General features: G+C 65.0%; 26 protein-coding genes. 25 read left to right on the top strand and 1 reads right to left on the bottom strand.

Features of this window, described 5'->3' with window-relative positions; translation table 11 throughout:
- Window positions 1–135 precede the first annotated feature (135 nt).
- Window positions 136–747, bottom strand: coding sequence for an XRE family transcriptional regulator (locus MI302_RS02895; protein WP_370687357.1), 612 nt, complete (start codon window positions 745–747; stop codon window positions 136–138).
- A gap of 162 nt (window positions 748–909) precedes the next feature.
- Here MI302_RS02895 and MI302_RS02890 point away from each other — a divergent pair, with 162 nt between their 5' ends.
- The 25 genes from MI302_RS02890 (at window position 910) to MI302_RS02775 (ending at window position 13,050) form a co-directional block, all read left to right on the top strand.
- Window positions 910–1,101, top strand: coding sequence for a helix-turn-helix domain-containing protein (locus MI302_RS02890; protein ID WP_039459759.1), 192 nt, complete (start codon window positions 910–912; stop codon window positions 1,099–1,101).
- Window positions 1,094–1,270, top strand: a complete 177-nt coding sequence (locus MI302_RS02885; protein ID WP_172596931.1) for a hypothetical protein — start codon at window positions 1,094–1,096, stop codon at window positions 1,268–1,270. The genes MI302_RS02890 and MI302_RS02885 overlap by 8 nt, the downstream gene beginning before the upstream one ends.
- The gene (locus MI302_RS02880; RefSeq protein WP_172596932.1) at window positions 1,267–1,425 is read left to right on the top strand and encodes a hypothetical protein; all 159 of its coding nucleotides are present in this window, start codon (window positions 1,267–1,269) and stop codon (window positions 1,423–1,425) included. The genes MI302_RS02885 and MI302_RS02880 overlap by 4 nt, the downstream gene beginning before the upstream one ends.
- A 2-nt stretch (window positions 1,426–1,427) precedes the next feature.
- Window positions 1,428–1,700: an AlpA family transcriptional regulator gene (locus tag MI302_RS02875; protein ID WP_239726148.1), complete on the top strand. Its 273-nt coding sequence runs from the start codon at window positions 1,428–1,430 to the stop codon at window positions 1,698–1,700.
- On the top strand, window positions 1,700–2,239 hold the full coding sequence (locus MI302_RS02870; RefSeq protein WP_239726147.1) for a hypothetical protein: 540 nt from the start codon (window positions 1,700–1,702) through the stop codon (window positions 2,237–2,239). Before MI302_RS02875 ends, MI302_RS02870 begins: the two co-directional genes overlap by 1 nt.
- Window positions 2,220–2,420 (top strand): hypothetical protein, encoded by a 201-nt coding sequence (locus tag MI302_RS02865; protein ID WP_239726146.1) that lies wholly within the window; start codon window positions 2,220–2,222, stop codon window positions 2,418–2,420. The genes MI302_RS02870 and MI302_RS02865 overlap by 20 nt, the downstream gene beginning before the upstream one ends.
- A complete protein-coding gene (locus MI302_RS02860) occupies window positions 2,417–3,679 on the top strand; it encodes a hypothetical protein (RefSeq protein WP_239726145.1) in 1,263 nt (420 codons plus the stop codon). Before MI302_RS02865 ends, MI302_RS02860 begins: the two co-directional genes overlap by 4 nt.
- Complete coding sequence (locus tag MI302_RS02855) at window positions 3,676–4,038, top strand: hypothetical protein (protein WP_239726144.1); 363 nt, start codon at window positions 3,676–3,678, stop codon at window positions 4,036–4,038. Before MI302_RS02860 ends, MI302_RS02855 begins: the two co-directional genes overlap by 4 nt.
- Before the next feature lie 452 nt (window positions 4,039–4,490).
- Window positions 4,491–4,784 (top strand): hypothetical protein, encoded by a 294-nt coding sequence (locus tag MI302_RS02850; protein WP_239726143.1) that lies wholly within the window; start codon window positions 4,491–4,493, stop codon window positions 4,782–4,784.
- A gap of 102 nt (window positions 4,785–4,886) precedes the next feature.
- Window positions 4,887–5,435, top strand: a complete 549-nt coding sequence (locus MI302_RS02845; RefSeq protein WP_239726142.1) for a hypothetical protein — start codon at window positions 4,887–4,889, stop codon at window positions 5,433–5,435.
- Between the two features lie 22 nt (window positions 5,436–5,457).
- Window positions 5,458–5,895 (top strand): hypothetical protein, encoded by a 438-nt coding sequence (locus tag MI302_RS02840; RefSeq protein WP_239726141.1) that lies wholly within the window; start codon window positions 5,458–5,460, stop codon window positions 5,893–5,895.
- A complete protein-coding gene (locus MI302_RS02835) occupies window positions 5,858–6,349 on the top strand; it encodes a hypothetical protein (RefSeq protein ID WP_239726140.1) in 492 nt (163 codons plus the stop codon). Before MI302_RS02840 ends, MI302_RS02835 begins: the two co-directional genes overlap by 38 nt.
- On the top strand, window positions 6,333–6,926 hold the full coding sequence (locus tag MI302_RS02830; RefSeq protein WP_239726139.1) for a M23 family metallopeptidase: 594 nt from the start codon (window positions 6,333–6,335) through the stop codon (window positions 6,924–6,926). Before MI302_RS02835 ends, MI302_RS02830 begins: the two co-directional genes overlap by 17 nt.
- An 11-nt stretch (window positions 6,927–6,937) precedes the next feature.
- The gene (locus MI302_RS02825) at window positions 6,938–7,129 is read left to right on the top strand and encodes a hypothetical protein (RefSeq protein ID WP_239726138.1); all 192 of its coding nucleotides are present in this window, start codon (window positions 6,938–6,940) and stop codon (window positions 7,127–7,129) included.
- A 6-nt stretch (window positions 7,130–7,135) separates the two neighbouring features.
- Window positions 7,136–7,816 carry an AAA family ATPase gene (locus tag MI302_RS02820; RefSeq protein ID WP_239726137.1) on the top strand — a complete coding sequence of 227 codons (681 nt, stop codon included), beginning with the start codon at window positions 7,136–7,138 and terminating at the stop codon, window positions 7,814–7,816.
- 141 nt (window positions 7,817–7,957) lie between these two features.
- Complete coding sequence (locus tag MI302_RS02815) at window positions 7,958–8,374, top strand: hypothetical protein (RefSeq protein WP_114314097.1); 417 nt, start codon at window positions 7,958–7,960, stop codon at window positions 8,372–8,374.
- Window positions 8,375–8,388: 14 nt separating this feature from the next.
- Entirely contained in the window at window positions 8,389–8,910 is a 522-nt protein-coding gene (locus MI302_RS02810) for a hypothetical protein (RefSeq protein ID WP_239726136.1), read from the top strand.
- Window positions 8,911–8,919: 9 nt separating this feature from the next.
- The gene (locus MI302_RS02805; RefSeq protein ID WP_239726135.1) at window positions 8,920–9,804 is read left to right on the top strand and encodes a hypothetical protein; all 885 of its coding nucleotides are present in this window, start codon (window positions 8,920–8,922) and stop codon (window positions 9,802–9,804) included.
- Window positions 9,805–9,813: 9 nt separating this feature from the next.
- A complete protein-coding gene (locus MI302_RS02800; protein ID WP_239726134.1) occupies window positions 9,814–10,158 on the top strand; it encodes a hypothetical protein in 345 nt (114 codons plus the stop codon).
- Window positions 10,159–10,160: 2 nt separating this feature from the next.
- Window positions 10,161–10,424: a hypothetical protein gene (locus MI302_RS02795; RefSeq protein ID WP_239726133.1), complete on the top strand. Its 264-nt coding sequence runs from the start codon at window positions 10,161–10,163 to the stop codon at window positions 10,422–10,424.
- A 290-nt stretch (window positions 10,425–10,714) separates the two neighbouring features.
- A complete protein-coding gene (locus tag MI302_RS02790) occupies window positions 10,715–11,101 on the top strand; it encodes a hypothetical protein (RefSeq protein ID WP_239726132.1) in 387 nt (128 codons plus the stop codon).
- On the top strand, window positions 11,101–11,319 hold the full coding sequence (locus tag MI302_RS02785) for a hypothetical protein (RefSeq protein ID WP_239726131.1): 219 nt from the start codon (window positions 11,101–11,103) through the stop codon (window positions 11,317–11,319). The genes MI302_RS02790 and MI302_RS02785 overlap by 1 nt, the downstream gene beginning before the upstream one ends.
- A 572-nt stretch (window positions 11,320–11,891) precedes the next feature.
- On the top strand, window positions 11,892–12,314 hold the full coding sequence (locus MI302_RS02780; RefSeq protein ID WP_239726130.1) for a hypothetical protein: 423 nt from the start codon (window positions 11,892–11,894) through the stop codon (window positions 12,312–12,314).
- Window positions 12,311–12,433 (top strand): hypothetical protein, encoded by a 123-nt coding sequence (locus MI302_RS12090; protein WP_255721690.1) that lies wholly within the window; start codon window positions 12,311–12,313, stop codon window positions 12,431–12,433. The genes MI302_RS02780 and MI302_RS12090 overlap by 4 nt, the downstream gene beginning before the upstream one ends.
- 167 nt (window positions 12,434–12,600) lie before the next feature.
- Entirely contained in the window at window positions 12,601–13,050 is a 450-nt protein-coding gene (locus MI302_RS02775; RefSeq protein ID WP_239726129.1) for a hypothetical protein, read from the top strand.
- The last annotated feature ends 6 nt before the right edge of the window (window positions 13,051–13,056 follow it).

Genomic DNA, 13,056 nt, shown 5'->3' with positions numbered 1-13,056 from the left:
GCTTTGTTGAGGGGGCGAGTTTTAGCCGTGAGGTCAAGCCACGTGCCGGTGGCGTTTATGGGCGGGTTGGAGCTGCATGCCGCCAGTACCAGGCCGAAGACCACTAAACCCCACCGTATTCCTGATGGTTTCATATCACTTCACCTCCCGGATGCTGATCTTCCGGTAGACCTCCCCAATCACGCGCACTTCCTCGGGTTCCAAAAGCGGGCCTTTCGGGTTGTCCGAAATCAAAATCCAGCGGTTGCCAAGCTTGCGGGCCCGTTTGATGGCGATGCCGTCCCCGATGATCTCCACGGCGTAGACCCGGCCTTCCCGGAGGTCCTTGAGGTTCTGGTCCACCAGCACCAAGTCCCCGTCCCGGAGGCCGTCTTCCTCCCCGGTGTCCATGGAGTCTCCATCCACCTGGATGAGCACGGAGCCCGGGCGCACCAGGGGGCGGGGGACGGGCATGCTCCCGGACTCGGGCCAGGGCCGCCCCGCCACGCCGGAGCCCACCACGGGCACCCAGACCACATCCTCCCGAGGCTCCCCCGAGGGGCGGTAGACCAGGGGCACGTCCAGGCCCGTGGCTTCGGCGAACTCCTCCGGGGTCCAGCGGAGGGCGCGAAGCAAAGCAAATAGGCGTTCCGCTTGAAGCTTGGTGGGCAAACTGGAGCCTGTTTCTAAGGCGGAAATCATGGTTTGGGAGACTAGAGGCTCCGGTCCATCCAAAGCAGTCAGTTCTGCTAGACGCTCTTGGGTCAAGCCTAGTTCTTCGCGCCTTCTGCGCAAAGCTTCGGCCCATGGCGGCCTAGACTTAACCCTCACGGCCACGTCTCCAATGTATTGGAGAAGCATGCCCTCACTTTACTAGGCGCATCGTTACCAATGCTTGACTAATCATTAATGTGCTGGTAAGGTGTGGGTATGCAGGTCTACAGGGTAGACGAGGTAGCCCGCATGTTTAAGGTCAGCCGCATCACCGTGCTGAGATGGATAAAGAACGGCAGGTTGCGAGCCCGCAAACTAGGCAAGGGTTACAGGATTACGGAGCAAGACCTGGACCTTTTTTTGAACGCAGATACCAATGGATTGGTAAAAGGGGGTAGCCGTGATTGAGCTGGCGGCCCCCTACTTTCTCCTCGCCCTCGCCCTCTACGCCCTGCTGGGCGTCTACGTGCGGGCCCGGTACGGCCAGCCCGGGCCCGCCCTGGCCGCCGCCATGGCCTTCCTGGCGGGGCTCATGGCGGCGGTGCTGGTGGTGCTGGCCGTGGGAGGTGGAAGGTGAAGCGGGAAGCGTTCAAAGCCTTAAACGACTACCCCACCTGGCCCTCCAAGGGCTCCTGGCTCCACGCCTGGGGCCTGGACGTTTTGGGAGGCCTTCTTGCGGGGCTGATCCTGGGCCTGGCCCTCATGTTCGCCCGGGTACCGGAGGGGTGGTAGCTATGCGGCTTTTGCGGCTCAAGGAGGTTTCGGAGCTTTACGGCATCCCGATGGACAGCCTTTATCGGGCAGCCCGGTCGTCTCCGGCTGATCCCCATCACCTTCCCCATGTACGCCTGGGGGCGGGCGGAACCATCTGGACTCGGGAGGACTGGGTAGAGGAATGGCTGACGCGCATGCGGTCGGATGCCGGCATTCCGCGCCGGCGGTGGTCCAGCGCGAAGGACCTGCAAGCGGAGATAAAGCGCCTGGAGCAGCGCTTGGGAGGTGAGTGATGAAGGAGCGGTTGGAAAGGGCTTTGGGGATTGCGTTGGATCGGGCAAAACGGGAGATGCGGGCGTTGATTGGACGGGCAGACAACCCCCCTGTTATCGCCTTGGCCCTGGATCGGATGGCGGCTGAGGTTGATCCCGTGGCCGAGCCTGCTCGGGCTTTGAACGCCTTTGACCGCCATCTTGGCCTGGACCGGCTGGCCTCATGGGCAGACGTGCAGCGCGTGCTGAATGCGCTCGAAGCGGTAGAAGAGGCCGAGGGAATACGGCATGTATCCATCCGCATCGCCGAGCTGCTCTATAAGGGCCAGGAGATTTCCGAGGAAGCTGTTAAGGCGGAACGGCTGCTCATGCGCTTGCAGGAGTTGGGGTACGAGGTGACCGTTTGGCCAGAGCCTCGCGATTCATCGTTGGAGTCGTGGGAATGGATTGCCATGGCCCTAGTGGAAGGCGTTGAGGTGGCGGAGGCCTGGGGAACGAACCATGACGAGGCCATCGTGGCCCTGGCCCGGGAGCTTGGCCATGCGGAAGCGGCTGACTAAAGCCCAGTTGTACGAGCAGGCCAAGAAGGCCTTCTTCGCCTTCCACGTCTATCAGAACCCGGATGGTCCGGGCTGGATCGCGCACGGGGTCCACCGCGAGTACCGGAGCATCTGGGCGGCCACAGGCGAAACGGAACGGCAGGCCATTGAGAATCTCTTGTTTGCAAAGGAGCAATCATGATCCAGTTCCCTCCCGATATGCCCGAGGACATCCGGGCCCAGCTGGAGGAAGTGGCTCGGAAGTCCCCAAAGATGGCGGAAGGCCTCTTACGGATCTGGCAGGCCAAGAAGGAGCGGGAAGCCAAAGCCCAGGCCGCGACAAAGGCCAGGGTTGGGGAGGCGGACCAGGCAGAGGACTCCCCTCCCCCCGTTTCCTGGAAAGCGACCCGTGTTGAAACGGCAGAAAAGGCCCCTCAGGTGGAGGCCCCGGAGGAAACCACCAGCCCCTCTCCAGTGCCCCAGGCCGACCCCACCTGGCGGGACGTGCGGGCCTTTGAGTGGCAGGACCTCCTCACCAAAGCAGAGGACCTCCTAAAGCGCTGGGGCCACTGGAAGCTCCTGGGCCCTCTGGCCCCCATGGTCCGCCTCCTGGTGGCCCACGCCATCCGCCTCGGGGCCCGCCAGGACCCCAGCCGGGAGGCCCACGTCTTCCTAGCCCAATGGGAGATGGCGGCCATGCTGGGGGTGTCCGAGCGCACGGTGGAGCGCTGGCTCCACGACCCCCGGTACGAGCGCTACCGCCAAGCGGCCCGCATGTGGATCGCTTGGGAAACCTGGTACACGGACGGGGAGGCCCTCGAGAAGGCCCACGCGGTCCGAGGGGGCACCCTATGGCGGGTCCGGGTGCGGCCCGTCTTCCGCGATAGAGGCCTGAAGGTCCTGGCCCCCTACCTGCGCTTCCCTTGGCGGGACCTGAAGGAGGACAAAGCTAAGGGCAAAACCGCAAGGGTCTTGAGCGCCCCGGACTCAGTGTCGGGATATAAAGAGGGTCTTCTTCTAGGACAAGGAATAACTCTCCAAGGTGTAGTAGGTGCGCCGTTAGCCACCCTGGTTCAAAAACAAAACCCGTTACTTCCCTTATATCCCGACACTGCCCGGAACCTGCGGGCACTCCTCCGGGCGGCCAGCATCCCGGGGGGCCGCGAGGGAAGGCGGCGGTGGGCCCAGGACGTGGCCGCGGCCATCAGCGCCGCCCTTGGGGACGCCCAAAGCTTCCGCTTCTGGCTCCGGGTGGTGTGGGCGGCCCTGAAGGCGGTCCTCTTCGGCGGGGGGGACGGAGCCCTGCGGGTTCTGGCCCGTGTGATCTACATGGCCCAGGAGGCTAAGGAGGACGGCTTTGCCCGCAAGCCCGGGGCCTATGCCCAATGCCTCCTCCGTCGGGAAGGGTACTGGGACCTGGTCAATCCCTTCCGGGCCTTCAAGGTGGGGGTGGTGGCATGAGGCTGGATCGGGTGAACCTGCGGGCAGTTTCGGACATCCTGCGGGCCATGGTGAAGGAGGCCATGATGGAACCGGGGAAAGTGGTCCGCATGGCCCTGCCCACCAGCCCCTCCGATGGCGTGCAGATCTTCGTGAAGGTCAGGGACGGGGTGGTCTACGTGGCCCTTCGCCGGCCTGGGGGAAAGGAGGATCCCCGGGAAATGGAGGCCCTGGCCCGGCATATGGGCTTGCGCATCGTCAAGGGCCCGTATGAGGAAAAGGGGAAGCTGGTGCGCCCCGGCTGGGCGGGAAGGAGAAGCTATCTAGTGGCCCAGTGTGCCAAAATCTCCGAATCGGAGAAGCTGGAAGGAGTAGCGTAAAGGCTGGAGTGATCAAGGGGGAGATATGACTCGGACCACCGCGTTGAGCCTCGTGGTTTTGGCCGGCATCATCGGCTATTTCTGGTCCATCTGGCATATCGGAGAACCGCAAGGGAGAGCTGAGGCGGAGATGCAAAAGGTAGAAATGCCCGCCAGTGCGCAAATCTCCCTTTCGGAGAACCGGGAGGCACGGGTGTCCGCATCGGAACTCTGCCACGCACGAATCACGTGGATAACGCGCGCGGGGGCGGAGATCAACTTTGCGTTTGAAGGGGAAGCAGAGAACGTATATGCGCGGTGGCCCTCCGGGGAGTACAAAGCGCGTGTGGCAGACACCTGCACGGGCACGGAGTGCCGCTTGGTGTTGCCGCGGCCTGCCCTCTCGGAGGTGCAGATCGCACTAGATGCGTGTCCGTGGGTAGAAGTGCCTTGACACCTAGAAGCGTGCTATCATGCGGGTGATGGTACTCAAAAAAGGCCGCCCCTCAAAGCGTCTGGTGGAGCTGGCGAGCCGCAAGCGCGATCCCATCCGCCCTGAAAGCATGTCCTTGGCCGAACTCCTCTACTCCCTGCTTGGCAACCAAAAGGCGGCGGAGGCCATCGCCGATGCTCTGAACGGGGATATTCGCAACATCCACAACTGGGACGTGAGGGACTTGGAGGCCCTTCCGGGGGTGGGTCAGGGCACGGTGGGCAAGCTGGTGGCGCTGGTGGAAATCATCCGCAGGCTCGTGCAGAAGCGGTAATCTCCGCGGCGCATCTCCGAGAGGCACCTCCCCCGCGTATCTCCGCCCCGCACCGCCGGGGCGGGCTTTCGTGCGCCCATTGCGCCCGCCCAGCATGGGGGCATGGCGGAGTACCAACGGGTGCCCGTGGGCAAGGATGCGCCCCTGCAGCCGGGGAAGCTCTACGAGCTTGTCCTAGCCCACAAGGGTGGGGACATCTCCCGCGTGACCCGTTCAGGCCTGGAGAAAGCGCTCCAGCAGCGCTACGGCCCCGGGGTCCGGGTCCTGGACTGGGGCAAGCGGGGGGCGGACCTGGTCATCCGCCTGAAGGTGGTGGCCTCCACGCAGAACGCCTCCACGCCACCGGCCTACGGGGGCGGGGGGTGCGGCTCCACCCGGTGCCCGCAGCCCATGGTGTGGTACGGGGGCACGGAGGAGTACGTCTACCCCGCGGTGCTGCCTGTGGTACTCACTGCGGCGGCGGTGGCGGCGGTGCTCTATTTGGTGTGGCGGATCATCTCCGAGCTGAAGGAGGCGGTTGAGCTAGTGCCCGCCCCTGCACGGGGGATCGCCGTGGCGGGAGCAGGGATAGGCGCTGGCGCCATGGGCCTGGCCGCCCTGGGCGTGGTGGCCCTGGCCCTGGTGGGCGGAAGGAGGAGAAGGTATGCCTAAGCGGAAGACCCGGAGGTAGGCCATGTTAAAGCTCCGCTTGCCGGAGGAGCTTTTGGGCGAGAAGGCCGTGCTGGAACAGGAGGGGACTGCAGAAGGGAGCCAGGAGGTGCGGGCCATTCCCTTGGAAGGCCCCCTGGACCCCGTCCTAGAGGAGGCCGTGGAGTCCCAGCCCATGGTGGGAGGGGGGGTATCCGCAGGATCCGCGGAGGCCTTCTCCGGTGAACGGGAGGGCAACGGCCCCGTCCAGGACGCAAACCCACCCCAAACGGCCACACCCCCTGTCAAGAAAACCCCCCTGGGGTTTCTGGCGGCCCTCGGGGCCGGGGTGGCGGTAGTCCTGGGCCTGGCCCTGGGCATGAAGGGAGGAGTGAGTGGAGGCGGTAGCGGAACCCACGCCGGGACAGGGAGCGCCCCCGGGGTCAGTGACCCCCGGGCCCCCGCCCCCAGACTCTGGGAGTGAGCCTGGCTTCCAGCCCATAGACGACACGCAGGTAACCGGGGAGCCCGGCTTCCAGGACCTGCCCCCGGCCCTGGAGCCCGTAATCCCCTTCACCGGGGAGGAGCTGGCGAACGGTACCGCCATGCTCCTGGCCTTGGGCCTGAGGCTCCAGTCCCCCGAGGAGGTGGAGGCCTTCCAGCGGGCCTTTCAGGCCAGCACCTTCCTGCCCCCGGCCCAGGTGCTGGACATGCTCAAGGTGGGGGAAGCACTGGCCCAGTACGGCATCGGGAAAAACCGCTTGCCAGGCATGGGCCAGGCGGAAAACCTGCCCCCTTGGGTGCGGGTAGCCCTGGGCGGGGTGGTGTTGGCCGCGGCAGCGTATGGAGGTGTGCGTGCAGCTATGGAAGTTCGTGCCAGCCGCGCTGGGCCTACTGGGCCTGGCGTGGCTAGGGAGGTGGATGGTGGGCGAGCCTGAGGTGCCCCGCTCGGGGCGCTACTACTGGCCCATGAACCCCAGGAAGCCGCGCCCAGACGTGCGCTTCCTGGACCCCAACTATTACCAGGGGGTGAGGGGGGCGGATGGAAAGTGGCTGGTGCCCCCCGGCTACTGGCACACGGGCATTGACCTGAACGGCCCCGGGGGAGGGGACACGGACTGCGGCCAGCCCGTGCACGCCATGACGGACGGGTACGTGGTCTTTGCGGGCCGCCTGCCCGTGTGGGGCGGGGTGGTGGTCCTCAGGCACCCCCACGCCGGGGTGTGGACGCGCTACGGGCACCTGCGGGATATTCGGGTGAGCCTGCGGCAAGTGGTGGGGGCCGGGGAGATCATCGGCACCGTGGGCAAGATGACCACGGGGGGCTATTGCCACCTGCACTTCGATGTTTTCCACCGCCAACCCCCCGCCAGCGAGGGCCTGTGGGCCTTCTTCCCCCGCGGGGGAGAGGAGGCCCGGCAAAAGGTCCTCACCTATTGCGTGGACCCCGAGGCCTTCTTGGCCAAGCAGGCCCAGGCGGGGAGGCTTTTTGAGCCGACGCGCTGGACCGCCTGAAGGAGGAGAAGATGATGGAGTTCGCCAAGGAAAACGCCTTCCCCCTGGCCGTCCTGGCCGGGGGGCTTTACCTGGGCCTCGGACGGTTGAAAAACCTCCGGGAGGGCAAGGGCTGCCCCAAGTGCGAGACCGCCCAGGCCGTGGTGGCCTTCGCCCTGGCCGCGTGGGCCGGGTGGGAGCTGTGGCAGGCCTACCAGGGCTAGATGGGCATGGGCGGCAGGCAGACCTTCCGCATCCTCATCATCGGTAAGTCAGGCTCGGGGAAGAGCACCCTGGCCCGGCAAATCGTGCAGGGCATGGAAGGCCGCTTCCGCCGCCTGGTCATCGTGAACCGCAAGACGGAGTTCTGGGATCTGGCAGAGGGGCGCTACCGCGTGGGGGAGGAGGGGGACCCCGGGCCTGCCCTCAAGCGCCACACCCGGGTGCACTTCCACGTGACGGGCTATGACCCCCGCCCCTTCCTGGACGCCCTGGGCCAGGAGGTCATGCGATTGAAAGACGTCCTCCTGGTGGTGGACGAGGCCCACCAGTTCTTCCCCAGGGGGCAGGTACCCCGGGGGCTCTTCGAGGTGCTGACGGGAGGCCGCGAGGCCGGCCATTCTGTGATCTTCGTGACCCAGATGATGCGGGGGGCAGTGGGGGGCATTGATCCCGGGGTGCGCCGCCAGGCCTCCCACCTGGTGGCCTTCCGCGTGAGTGAGCCCAACGAGGTGCGGGCTGTGGCGGAGATGTTCCCTGAACTAGGGGAGCGGGTGGCCGCCCTCAAGCGGCCTGAAGGGGGATTGCCCCCTGAGTATGGAGTGAAGGACTTGGACCGGGACCGGGCGGGCCTGATACTGAGGGACCCCCGGGACCCCAGGCGGCGGGTGTACGTGCCGATAGGCTTCTAAACGGCATTTCTCCGCGGCGGAGGTGCAAGGCGCACCTCCGCCATGCCCCTTGGGTGCCCCTTGCTCCTCCCTATGGGCGCACCGGAACGCCCTTTATATGCCCCGTCCTCTTTTTCAGCATGGCCCATGTAAGGAGGGCGAATGGCGGACACGGCGGCAATCGCGGCGCAAGACATGCGCAAGCTGGCCCAGACCTCCAACCCGTTGGAGGTGGTGCAGAACCCCATAGTGGTCTCGGTCAGCCTAGGGGTGCTGGGAGCGTACCTGGCCCGCAAAAGCCTTTACACGTCCCGGCGCGACCTCTTTGGCTGGGCAGCCAAGGGGCCAGATGGGCGCATCCATTACTACCAAGTGGGCCCTGACGGGAAGCCCGACACCACCAAGGAGGTGCCCAACGCCTACACCAACCGCATCTTGCTGAACTTGGGCGGGGTGATCCTGGGTTCCTTGCTCATCAACAACCAGCTCACCCAAGACCCGATGGTGGACTACATCGGCTTAGGCGTGGCGGCGGGGTCGTTCGCGAACCTCGTCATGGCGATTCTGAACATTGACTGAGGAGGTAAAGGGAGATGCAAGAGGCATTCAATCGGATTAAGGCCCTTCGGCCTGGGGCTAGGCCCGTGACCATCCTGCAGTCTGGGCCCGAATTTAAGGAGTACACGGGCACGCAGCGGGTAAAGGTGGGGGAGTTTGTGGTGCCTGCAGGGGCGGCTTGGGTCGTGCCTAACCCTGTGCCCATTATCCTCAAGCTGTACGACGCTTCAGGGAACCAGCTTCCCCATACCACGGATGTTTTCTTCGCCAAGCGCACCAAGGGTTTTGACTTCCCCGAGTTCCTCATCAAGGCCCAGTACGCCAGCTACTATGACCTCAGCGAGGCCCAGCTCAGGGATGCGAAGTTCTACCAGAACATCCTGCAGACCGCATCCCCCCTGCGGGCCCCCACGCCCCCCACGGGCCTGGTCTTCCGGGAGGGGGACACCGTGGAGGTGTACGTGGAGGCCCCCGCAGGCGTCACGGTGAACCTCAATGATCCCAGGACCCGCATTGAGCTTCCGGTGGGCGTGGACAACTCCAACCCCACCCTTTGAGGAGGTGCCATGAGCTTACTTGAACGGATCCGTCGGGGCGTGGGCCAGGCCTTCGGGCGGGGGCTGGACGTCTTCCGGGGGGACGTGCCCCAGGTGCAACCCGCCCAGGCCCCGGTGGCCCCTCCCCCGCCTCCCCCGGCGGCGGTGCAGGTGGGGGTCTGGGGCTTCACCTGGATCGACAACGAGGATTTTGAGGCCACGGGTCTGGCCTACCGGGCCAACGAATACTTCCCTGTGGCCCAAATGCGCACCCCGGAGACTGCCCACTTCCGCATCCTGGCCCAGGAGCGCCGTTTGCGGATTTACATCAAAGGGCAGAAGGTTCTTGCAGGCCAGAACCTGGCTTCTGCCGCCAACCGCACGGTCAACCTGCCTGGTCTCGTGCAAACTCCTCAAGCGAAACCCACGTTGCCCAGCGTGTACCATCCAGAGATCGCCGCTTGGGCCAAAGTGGGCGGGGTATGGCAGGCAATCCCGATCGTGAGCGTTAACTACAACACGGGAGACGTGACCATCCAGGAGCCCGCCGGGGTCACTGATCCTCAGGGCATTGAGGTCTACTACGTGCACGGGGATGGCCAGTTCCGCCTCCGGGTGGCCCGGGACGGGGGCGGGGTGGACGACAGCGCGGCCACGGTGTTCAACCAGTCCTTTGCCACAATGCACGCCATCGACCAGAACAACCTGGAAACCATGATCGCCTGGCCCCAGCAGGTGGAGCTGGTGCCCGGCACCCGCCTGGTGCTGGAGGTCTTCACCCAGAACACCCCCATCGTCTGGAACGAGCGGGCCGGGCACTACATCCAGATCGCGGCCCTGGGGCGGCGCATCGAGGTGCTGGACAAGGGCAGACTCCAGCGCTTGGCGGAGCTGGAAGCCCGGGGCGGCCTCTAAGGAGGGGCTATGTTCAGCATCGGCAACGCCCTTTCCCCGTCTCTCCCCCTCGCGGGCTACACCCCCCCATACACCCTGACTAACGGGACCGGGGCCGGGGCAGCCCCCACGGCCTCGGATCCCCTCTGGCTTCAAATCCTGTACGGCCTGCAGCAGGCTAACTCTATCCTGGACCCCTACATTTTCACCGAGCAGGAAATGGCCCAGACTGAGCTCCAGCGGCTCCAGTATCTGGCCGAGATGGAGAAAGCACGTCAGGCCGGCATTGAAACTCAGCCGCGTGTCCCCATCTGGGCCTGGCTGCTGGCAGGGGGAGCTGTCGTGGTCGTGCTGGTCCTGCTCTTGAGGGAGTAAGCATGGAGATCCTGGCGGGCATTGCAGCTGGTGTCGGCGCAATCGGCAATCTGTTGGATGACTGGATCTTTACGGATCAGGAGCGTATGGCCCTAGAGACCCAACAACAGGTGGCCCAGGCCCAGCTGGAAGCCGCGAAACTGGCTCAGGAACGGGCCATGTTGGAAGCCGCGGCTAAAGCCCGCCAGACCCAGGCCATCATGGTGGCCGCCTTAACCCTTGGGGCAGCCGTCGTGGTGGCGGCATTCATCTGGAGGACAGCATGAACAGCGATACCCTTTTAGGCATCGCGGCTATCGGGGCAGTTGGCATCGGGGGCCTTATTGCCTGGAGGATGTTGGATCCTAATCGCCAGCGGGTGGCCTACGCGCCAGGGCAGCAGGTTCCGTATCCCCCTGGGCAGCCGGCATTGCCCCCATCTCAGCAGCCTGCCCTACCCCCTTCCCAGCAACCAGCTTTGCCCGCACCTGCCCCTACTCCTCAACCTCCCGTAGCTCCGCCTTACTATCCACCCCCTCAGACTCTTCCGCCAACGACTCCCCCGCCAACTCCTACAGTGACCAAGGGGCAGCTTTGCTCTGAAACCAAAGCAAATCTCCAAAAGCTTCAGTCGTTGGCCGATGATGTGCGAAAGAAGCTGAACGATCTGGTGGCAAAGGGGTCCAGTGCGGATGTTAACTGCTGGAGCTACGCCAAGCGGGAGGCGTGCTTCTGGGAAATCTGCTCCCCTGCCCTGGGCGGAAACTACGATGCCTGCATGAAGTACGTAAAAGGCGAGGGGCCGAGCCCCGCTAACCTCTTCAACTTCAATGATTCTCGAGCCGTGGATGCCGCGGCTCAAGAATACAAGAAACTGAAGGATGAATTGGCCACCTACGAAACCCAGATAGAGGCTTTGCGTAAGCAATTGACGCAACTCGCGAGCGAAGGGGTGGTGTGCTAATGGAGTGGAAGGACCTGCTGGACTCCGGCCTGGCGGTGGCGGCCTTCGCCGCCTTTCTAAGGGTGGTGTTCGTGGACATCGCCGAGATGAAGGCGCGCCTGGCCCAGCTGGAGGGAGGCCAGCGGGAGCAGACCCACCTCCTCCAGCGCCTGGTCAACGCCACGGAGGCCCTGGCCTACCGCCAGGGGGTCCGACTAAGGAAGGAGAAGGAGACCTAGATGGATGGGAAGACCTTGATCTTGGTACTGATCGGCGGTGGAGTGGCTGCGTACCTGGCCTATTCCCTGGCAAAAGGGGGACCCAGCTCTGGTACTTCCGGTGGGGAGGCTGGAGGGAGTAGTGGGGGCCAGGCCGCACCCCCGGCGGTGGTGGACTACGGCAATGAACCTGGGGGATTGGCGGGCTTCGGGCTGAGCGACTTGGGGGACAACGCCCTTTGCCGCGTGGCCCCCAGCCTGTGCTCCTGGTACAACCCTGCCCTTGTGCCCCGCCCTGCTCCCGGGCAGCTCCTCTGGTAGGAGGTGGGGATGAAGGCCTTCTGGATAGCTGTGGCTATGGCAGGTGGAGCCCTTGTGGGAATGTGGTGGGCCCGAAAGGGCAAGGAGGCCTCCCCTGCCCCATCCAGCACCCCCAGCGGCGGGGGCACGGTGCGCTGGAAAGACCGATCTTCCGGCTACTCCGAAACCACCATGTGCCCCCAGGTGATCGCCACGTGCAAGGACGGATCCGTGGCCCCCACGCCCTGCGATTGCGCTAGCCGGGGCGGGGTGGCCGGGCTGGGAGCCACGCTATGAGCTGGACGGACTTGGTGCCTCCTGGGAGCGTGTGGGCGGCGTGGGCCCTGCAGGCCGTGGTAGCCCTGGGCGTGGTGGCTCTTCTGGCGGGCCTGCTGGTGCGCCTAGTGGCCGGGATTCCCGTAGTGGGGCCTTTCCTGGCAAGCCTGATCCGCATCCTGGCCTCGAACTATGAGCGCTGGTTGAGCGAAAGGGTGCCCCGCCTGGCGGAGCAGGCCGTGCTAGCCGTAGAGGAGCGCTTCCGCAAGAGCGATCTGCCCGCGCAAGAGCGGGCGGCCCGCAAGCTGGAGGAAGCCATCGGCACCTTGCAGGAGCTTGCGCCTGGCCTTTCCCGGTCTATTGCGGAGAAGCAGATCGAGGCCGCCCTGGCCCGCATCCGGGCCATGGGCATGGAGCAGAAGGCAGGAGGTGGGAAATGAGCTTTCGGGACGGCGTGCAGCTTGGCGCTGGCTTCGTGGTGGGAGCTCTTCTGGTCTGGGTGGGCCTGGCCCTGATCCTGGCCCTCATCGGAGCTCTCGTGGGCGCGCAGAAGGAGTAGGCCGTGGAGAACATCTTCTGGCAGTCCTACAAGCAGGGCCTAGGAGTGGGCCTTGGGCTCCTCACCATCTACCTGGCGGCCCTCATCCTGATCGGGGCCCTTGTGGTGCGTCCCGCACTTGAAAATCTGGGGAACCCTGGGCAGAGTGCCCCTAAAGGAGGTGGTGCGTGCTCAACCTCTTGGGTCTGAAGCAAGAAGAGTTGGCGAGCTTGCCCCAACGTTTTCAAGAGGCCCTGGCCGCCTTGCGGGAGGACATGGCCTGCCTGAAGGACCAGCTCGGGGCGGTGCAGCGCACCCTGGAGTACGAGTTTGGCCGCCCCCGGCGGGATCTCCAGGGCCACGACCCGGCCCGGATGCCCCTGGTGGCCCAGGTGCTGGTGGAAGGGGAGGTGCGGCGCATCGACGTGACTGGCCTCTTGGGCAAACCTGCTACCCGGGGGCACATCGTGAACATCGGGGACGCCAAGGCCCGCCTTTGGTTCACCTTCGGGCCGCAGCGGGTGGGGCCCTACATCCTCCCGCCCGCGGCTGCGCTAGAGTTGTCTTTTGCTCTAGAAGTGCTGGAGATCTCTGACGCCGGGGAAGGACCTGTCGTGGTTCAGTTCCTCATGCAATGAGGAGGT

It is taken from the genome of Thermus sp. NEB1569, from assembly GCF_022385295.1.
GTDB classification, from domain to species: Bacteria; Deinococcota; Deinococci; order Deinococcales; family Thermaceae; genus Thermus; species Thermus scotoductus.
The sequence above is the reverse complement of the archived record's forward strand: the minus strand, read 5'-3'. Positions and strand labels throughout refer to the sequence as shown.

What these genes read in the sequence shown, in the direction of transcription:
- MI302_RS02890 (WP_039459759.1), top strand. Translation starts at nt 910, where the DNA reads ATGCAGGTCTACAGGGTAGACGAGGTAGCCCGCATGTTTAAGGTCAGC.
- MI302_RS02875 (WP_239726148.1), top strand. Translation starts at nt 1,428, where the DNA reads ATGCGGCTTTTGCGGCTCAAGGAGGTTTCGGAGCTTTACGGCATCCCG.
- MI302_RS02870 (WP_239726147.1), top strand. Translation starts at nt 1,700, where the DNA reads ATGAAGGAGCGGTTGGAAAGGGCTTTGGGGATTGCGTTGGATCGGGCA.
- MI302_RS02865 (WP_239726146.1), top strand. Translation starts at nt 2,220, where the DNA reads ATGCGGAAGCGGCTGACTAAAGCCCAGTTGTACGAGCAGGCCAAGAAG.
- MI302_RS02860 (WP_239726145.1), top strand. Translation starts at nt 2,417, where the DNA reads ATGATCCAGTTCCCTCCCGATATGCCCGAGGACATCCGGGCCCAGCTG.
- MI302_RS02855 (WP_239726144.1), top strand. Translation starts at nt 3,676, where the DNA reads ATGAGGCTGGATCGGGTGAACCTGCGGGCAGTTTCGGACATCCTGCGG.
- MI302_RS02850 (WP_239726143.1), top strand. Translation starts at nt 4,491, where the DNA reads ATGCGGGTGATGGTACTCAAAAAAGGCCGCCCCTCAAAGCGTCTGGTG.
- MI302_RS02845 (WP_239726142.1), top strand. Translation starts at nt 4,887, where the DNA reads ATGGCGGAGTACCAACGGGTGCCCGTGGGCAAGGATGCGCCCCTGCAG.
- MI302_RS02840 (WP_239726141.1), top strand. Translation starts at nt 5,458, where the DNA reads ATGTTAAAGCTCCGCTTGCCGGAGGAGCTTTTGGGCGAGAAGGCCGTG.
- MI302_RS02830 (WP_239726139.1), top strand. Translation starts at nt 6,333, where the DNA reads ATGGTGGGCGAGCCTGAGGTGCCCCGCTCGGGGCGCTACTACTGGCCC.
- MI302_RS02825 (WP_239726138.1), top strand. Translation starts at nt 6,938, where the DNA reads ATGATGGAGTTCGCCAAGGAAAACGCCTTCCCCCTGGCCGTCCTGGCC.
- MI302_RS02820 (WP_239726137.1), top strand. Translation starts at nt 7,136, where the DNA reads ATGGGCGGCAGGCAGACCTTCCGCATCCTCATCATCGGTAAGTCAGGC.
- MI302_RS02815 (WP_114314097.1), top strand. Translation starts at nt 7,958, where the DNA reads ATGGCGGACACGGCGGCAATCGCGGCGCAAGACATGCGCAAGCTGGCC.
- MI302_RS02810 (WP_239726136.1), top strand. Translation starts at nt 8,389, where the DNA reads ATGCAAGAGGCATTCAATCGGATTAAGGCCCTTCGGCCTGGGGCTAGG.
- MI302_RS02805 (WP_239726135.1), top strand. Translation starts at nt 8,920, where the DNA reads ATGAGCTTACTTGAACGGATCCGTCGGGGCGTGGGCCAGGCCTTCGGG.
- MI302_RS02800 (WP_239726134.1), top strand. Translation starts at nt 9,814, where the DNA reads ATGTTCAGCATCGGCAACGCCCTTTCCCCGTCTCTCCCCCTCGCGGGC.
- MI302_RS02795 (WP_239726133.1), top strand. Translation starts at nt 10,161, where the DNA reads ATGGAGATCCTGGCGGGCATTGCAGCTGGTGTCGGCGCAATCGGCAAT.
- MI302_RS02785 (WP_239726131.1), top strand. Translation starts at nt 11,101, where the DNA reads ATGGAGTGGAAGGACCTGCTGGACTCCGGCCTGGCGGTGGCGGCCTTC.
- MI302_RS02780 (WP_239726130.1), top strand. Translation starts at nt 11,892, where the DNA reads ATGAGCTGGACGGACTTGGTGCCTCCTGGGAGCGTGTGGGCGGCGTGG.
- MI302_RS12090 (WP_255721690.1), top strand. Translation starts at nt 12,311, where the DNA reads ATGAGCTTTCGGGACGGCGTGCAGCTTGGCGCTGGCTTCGTGGTGGGA.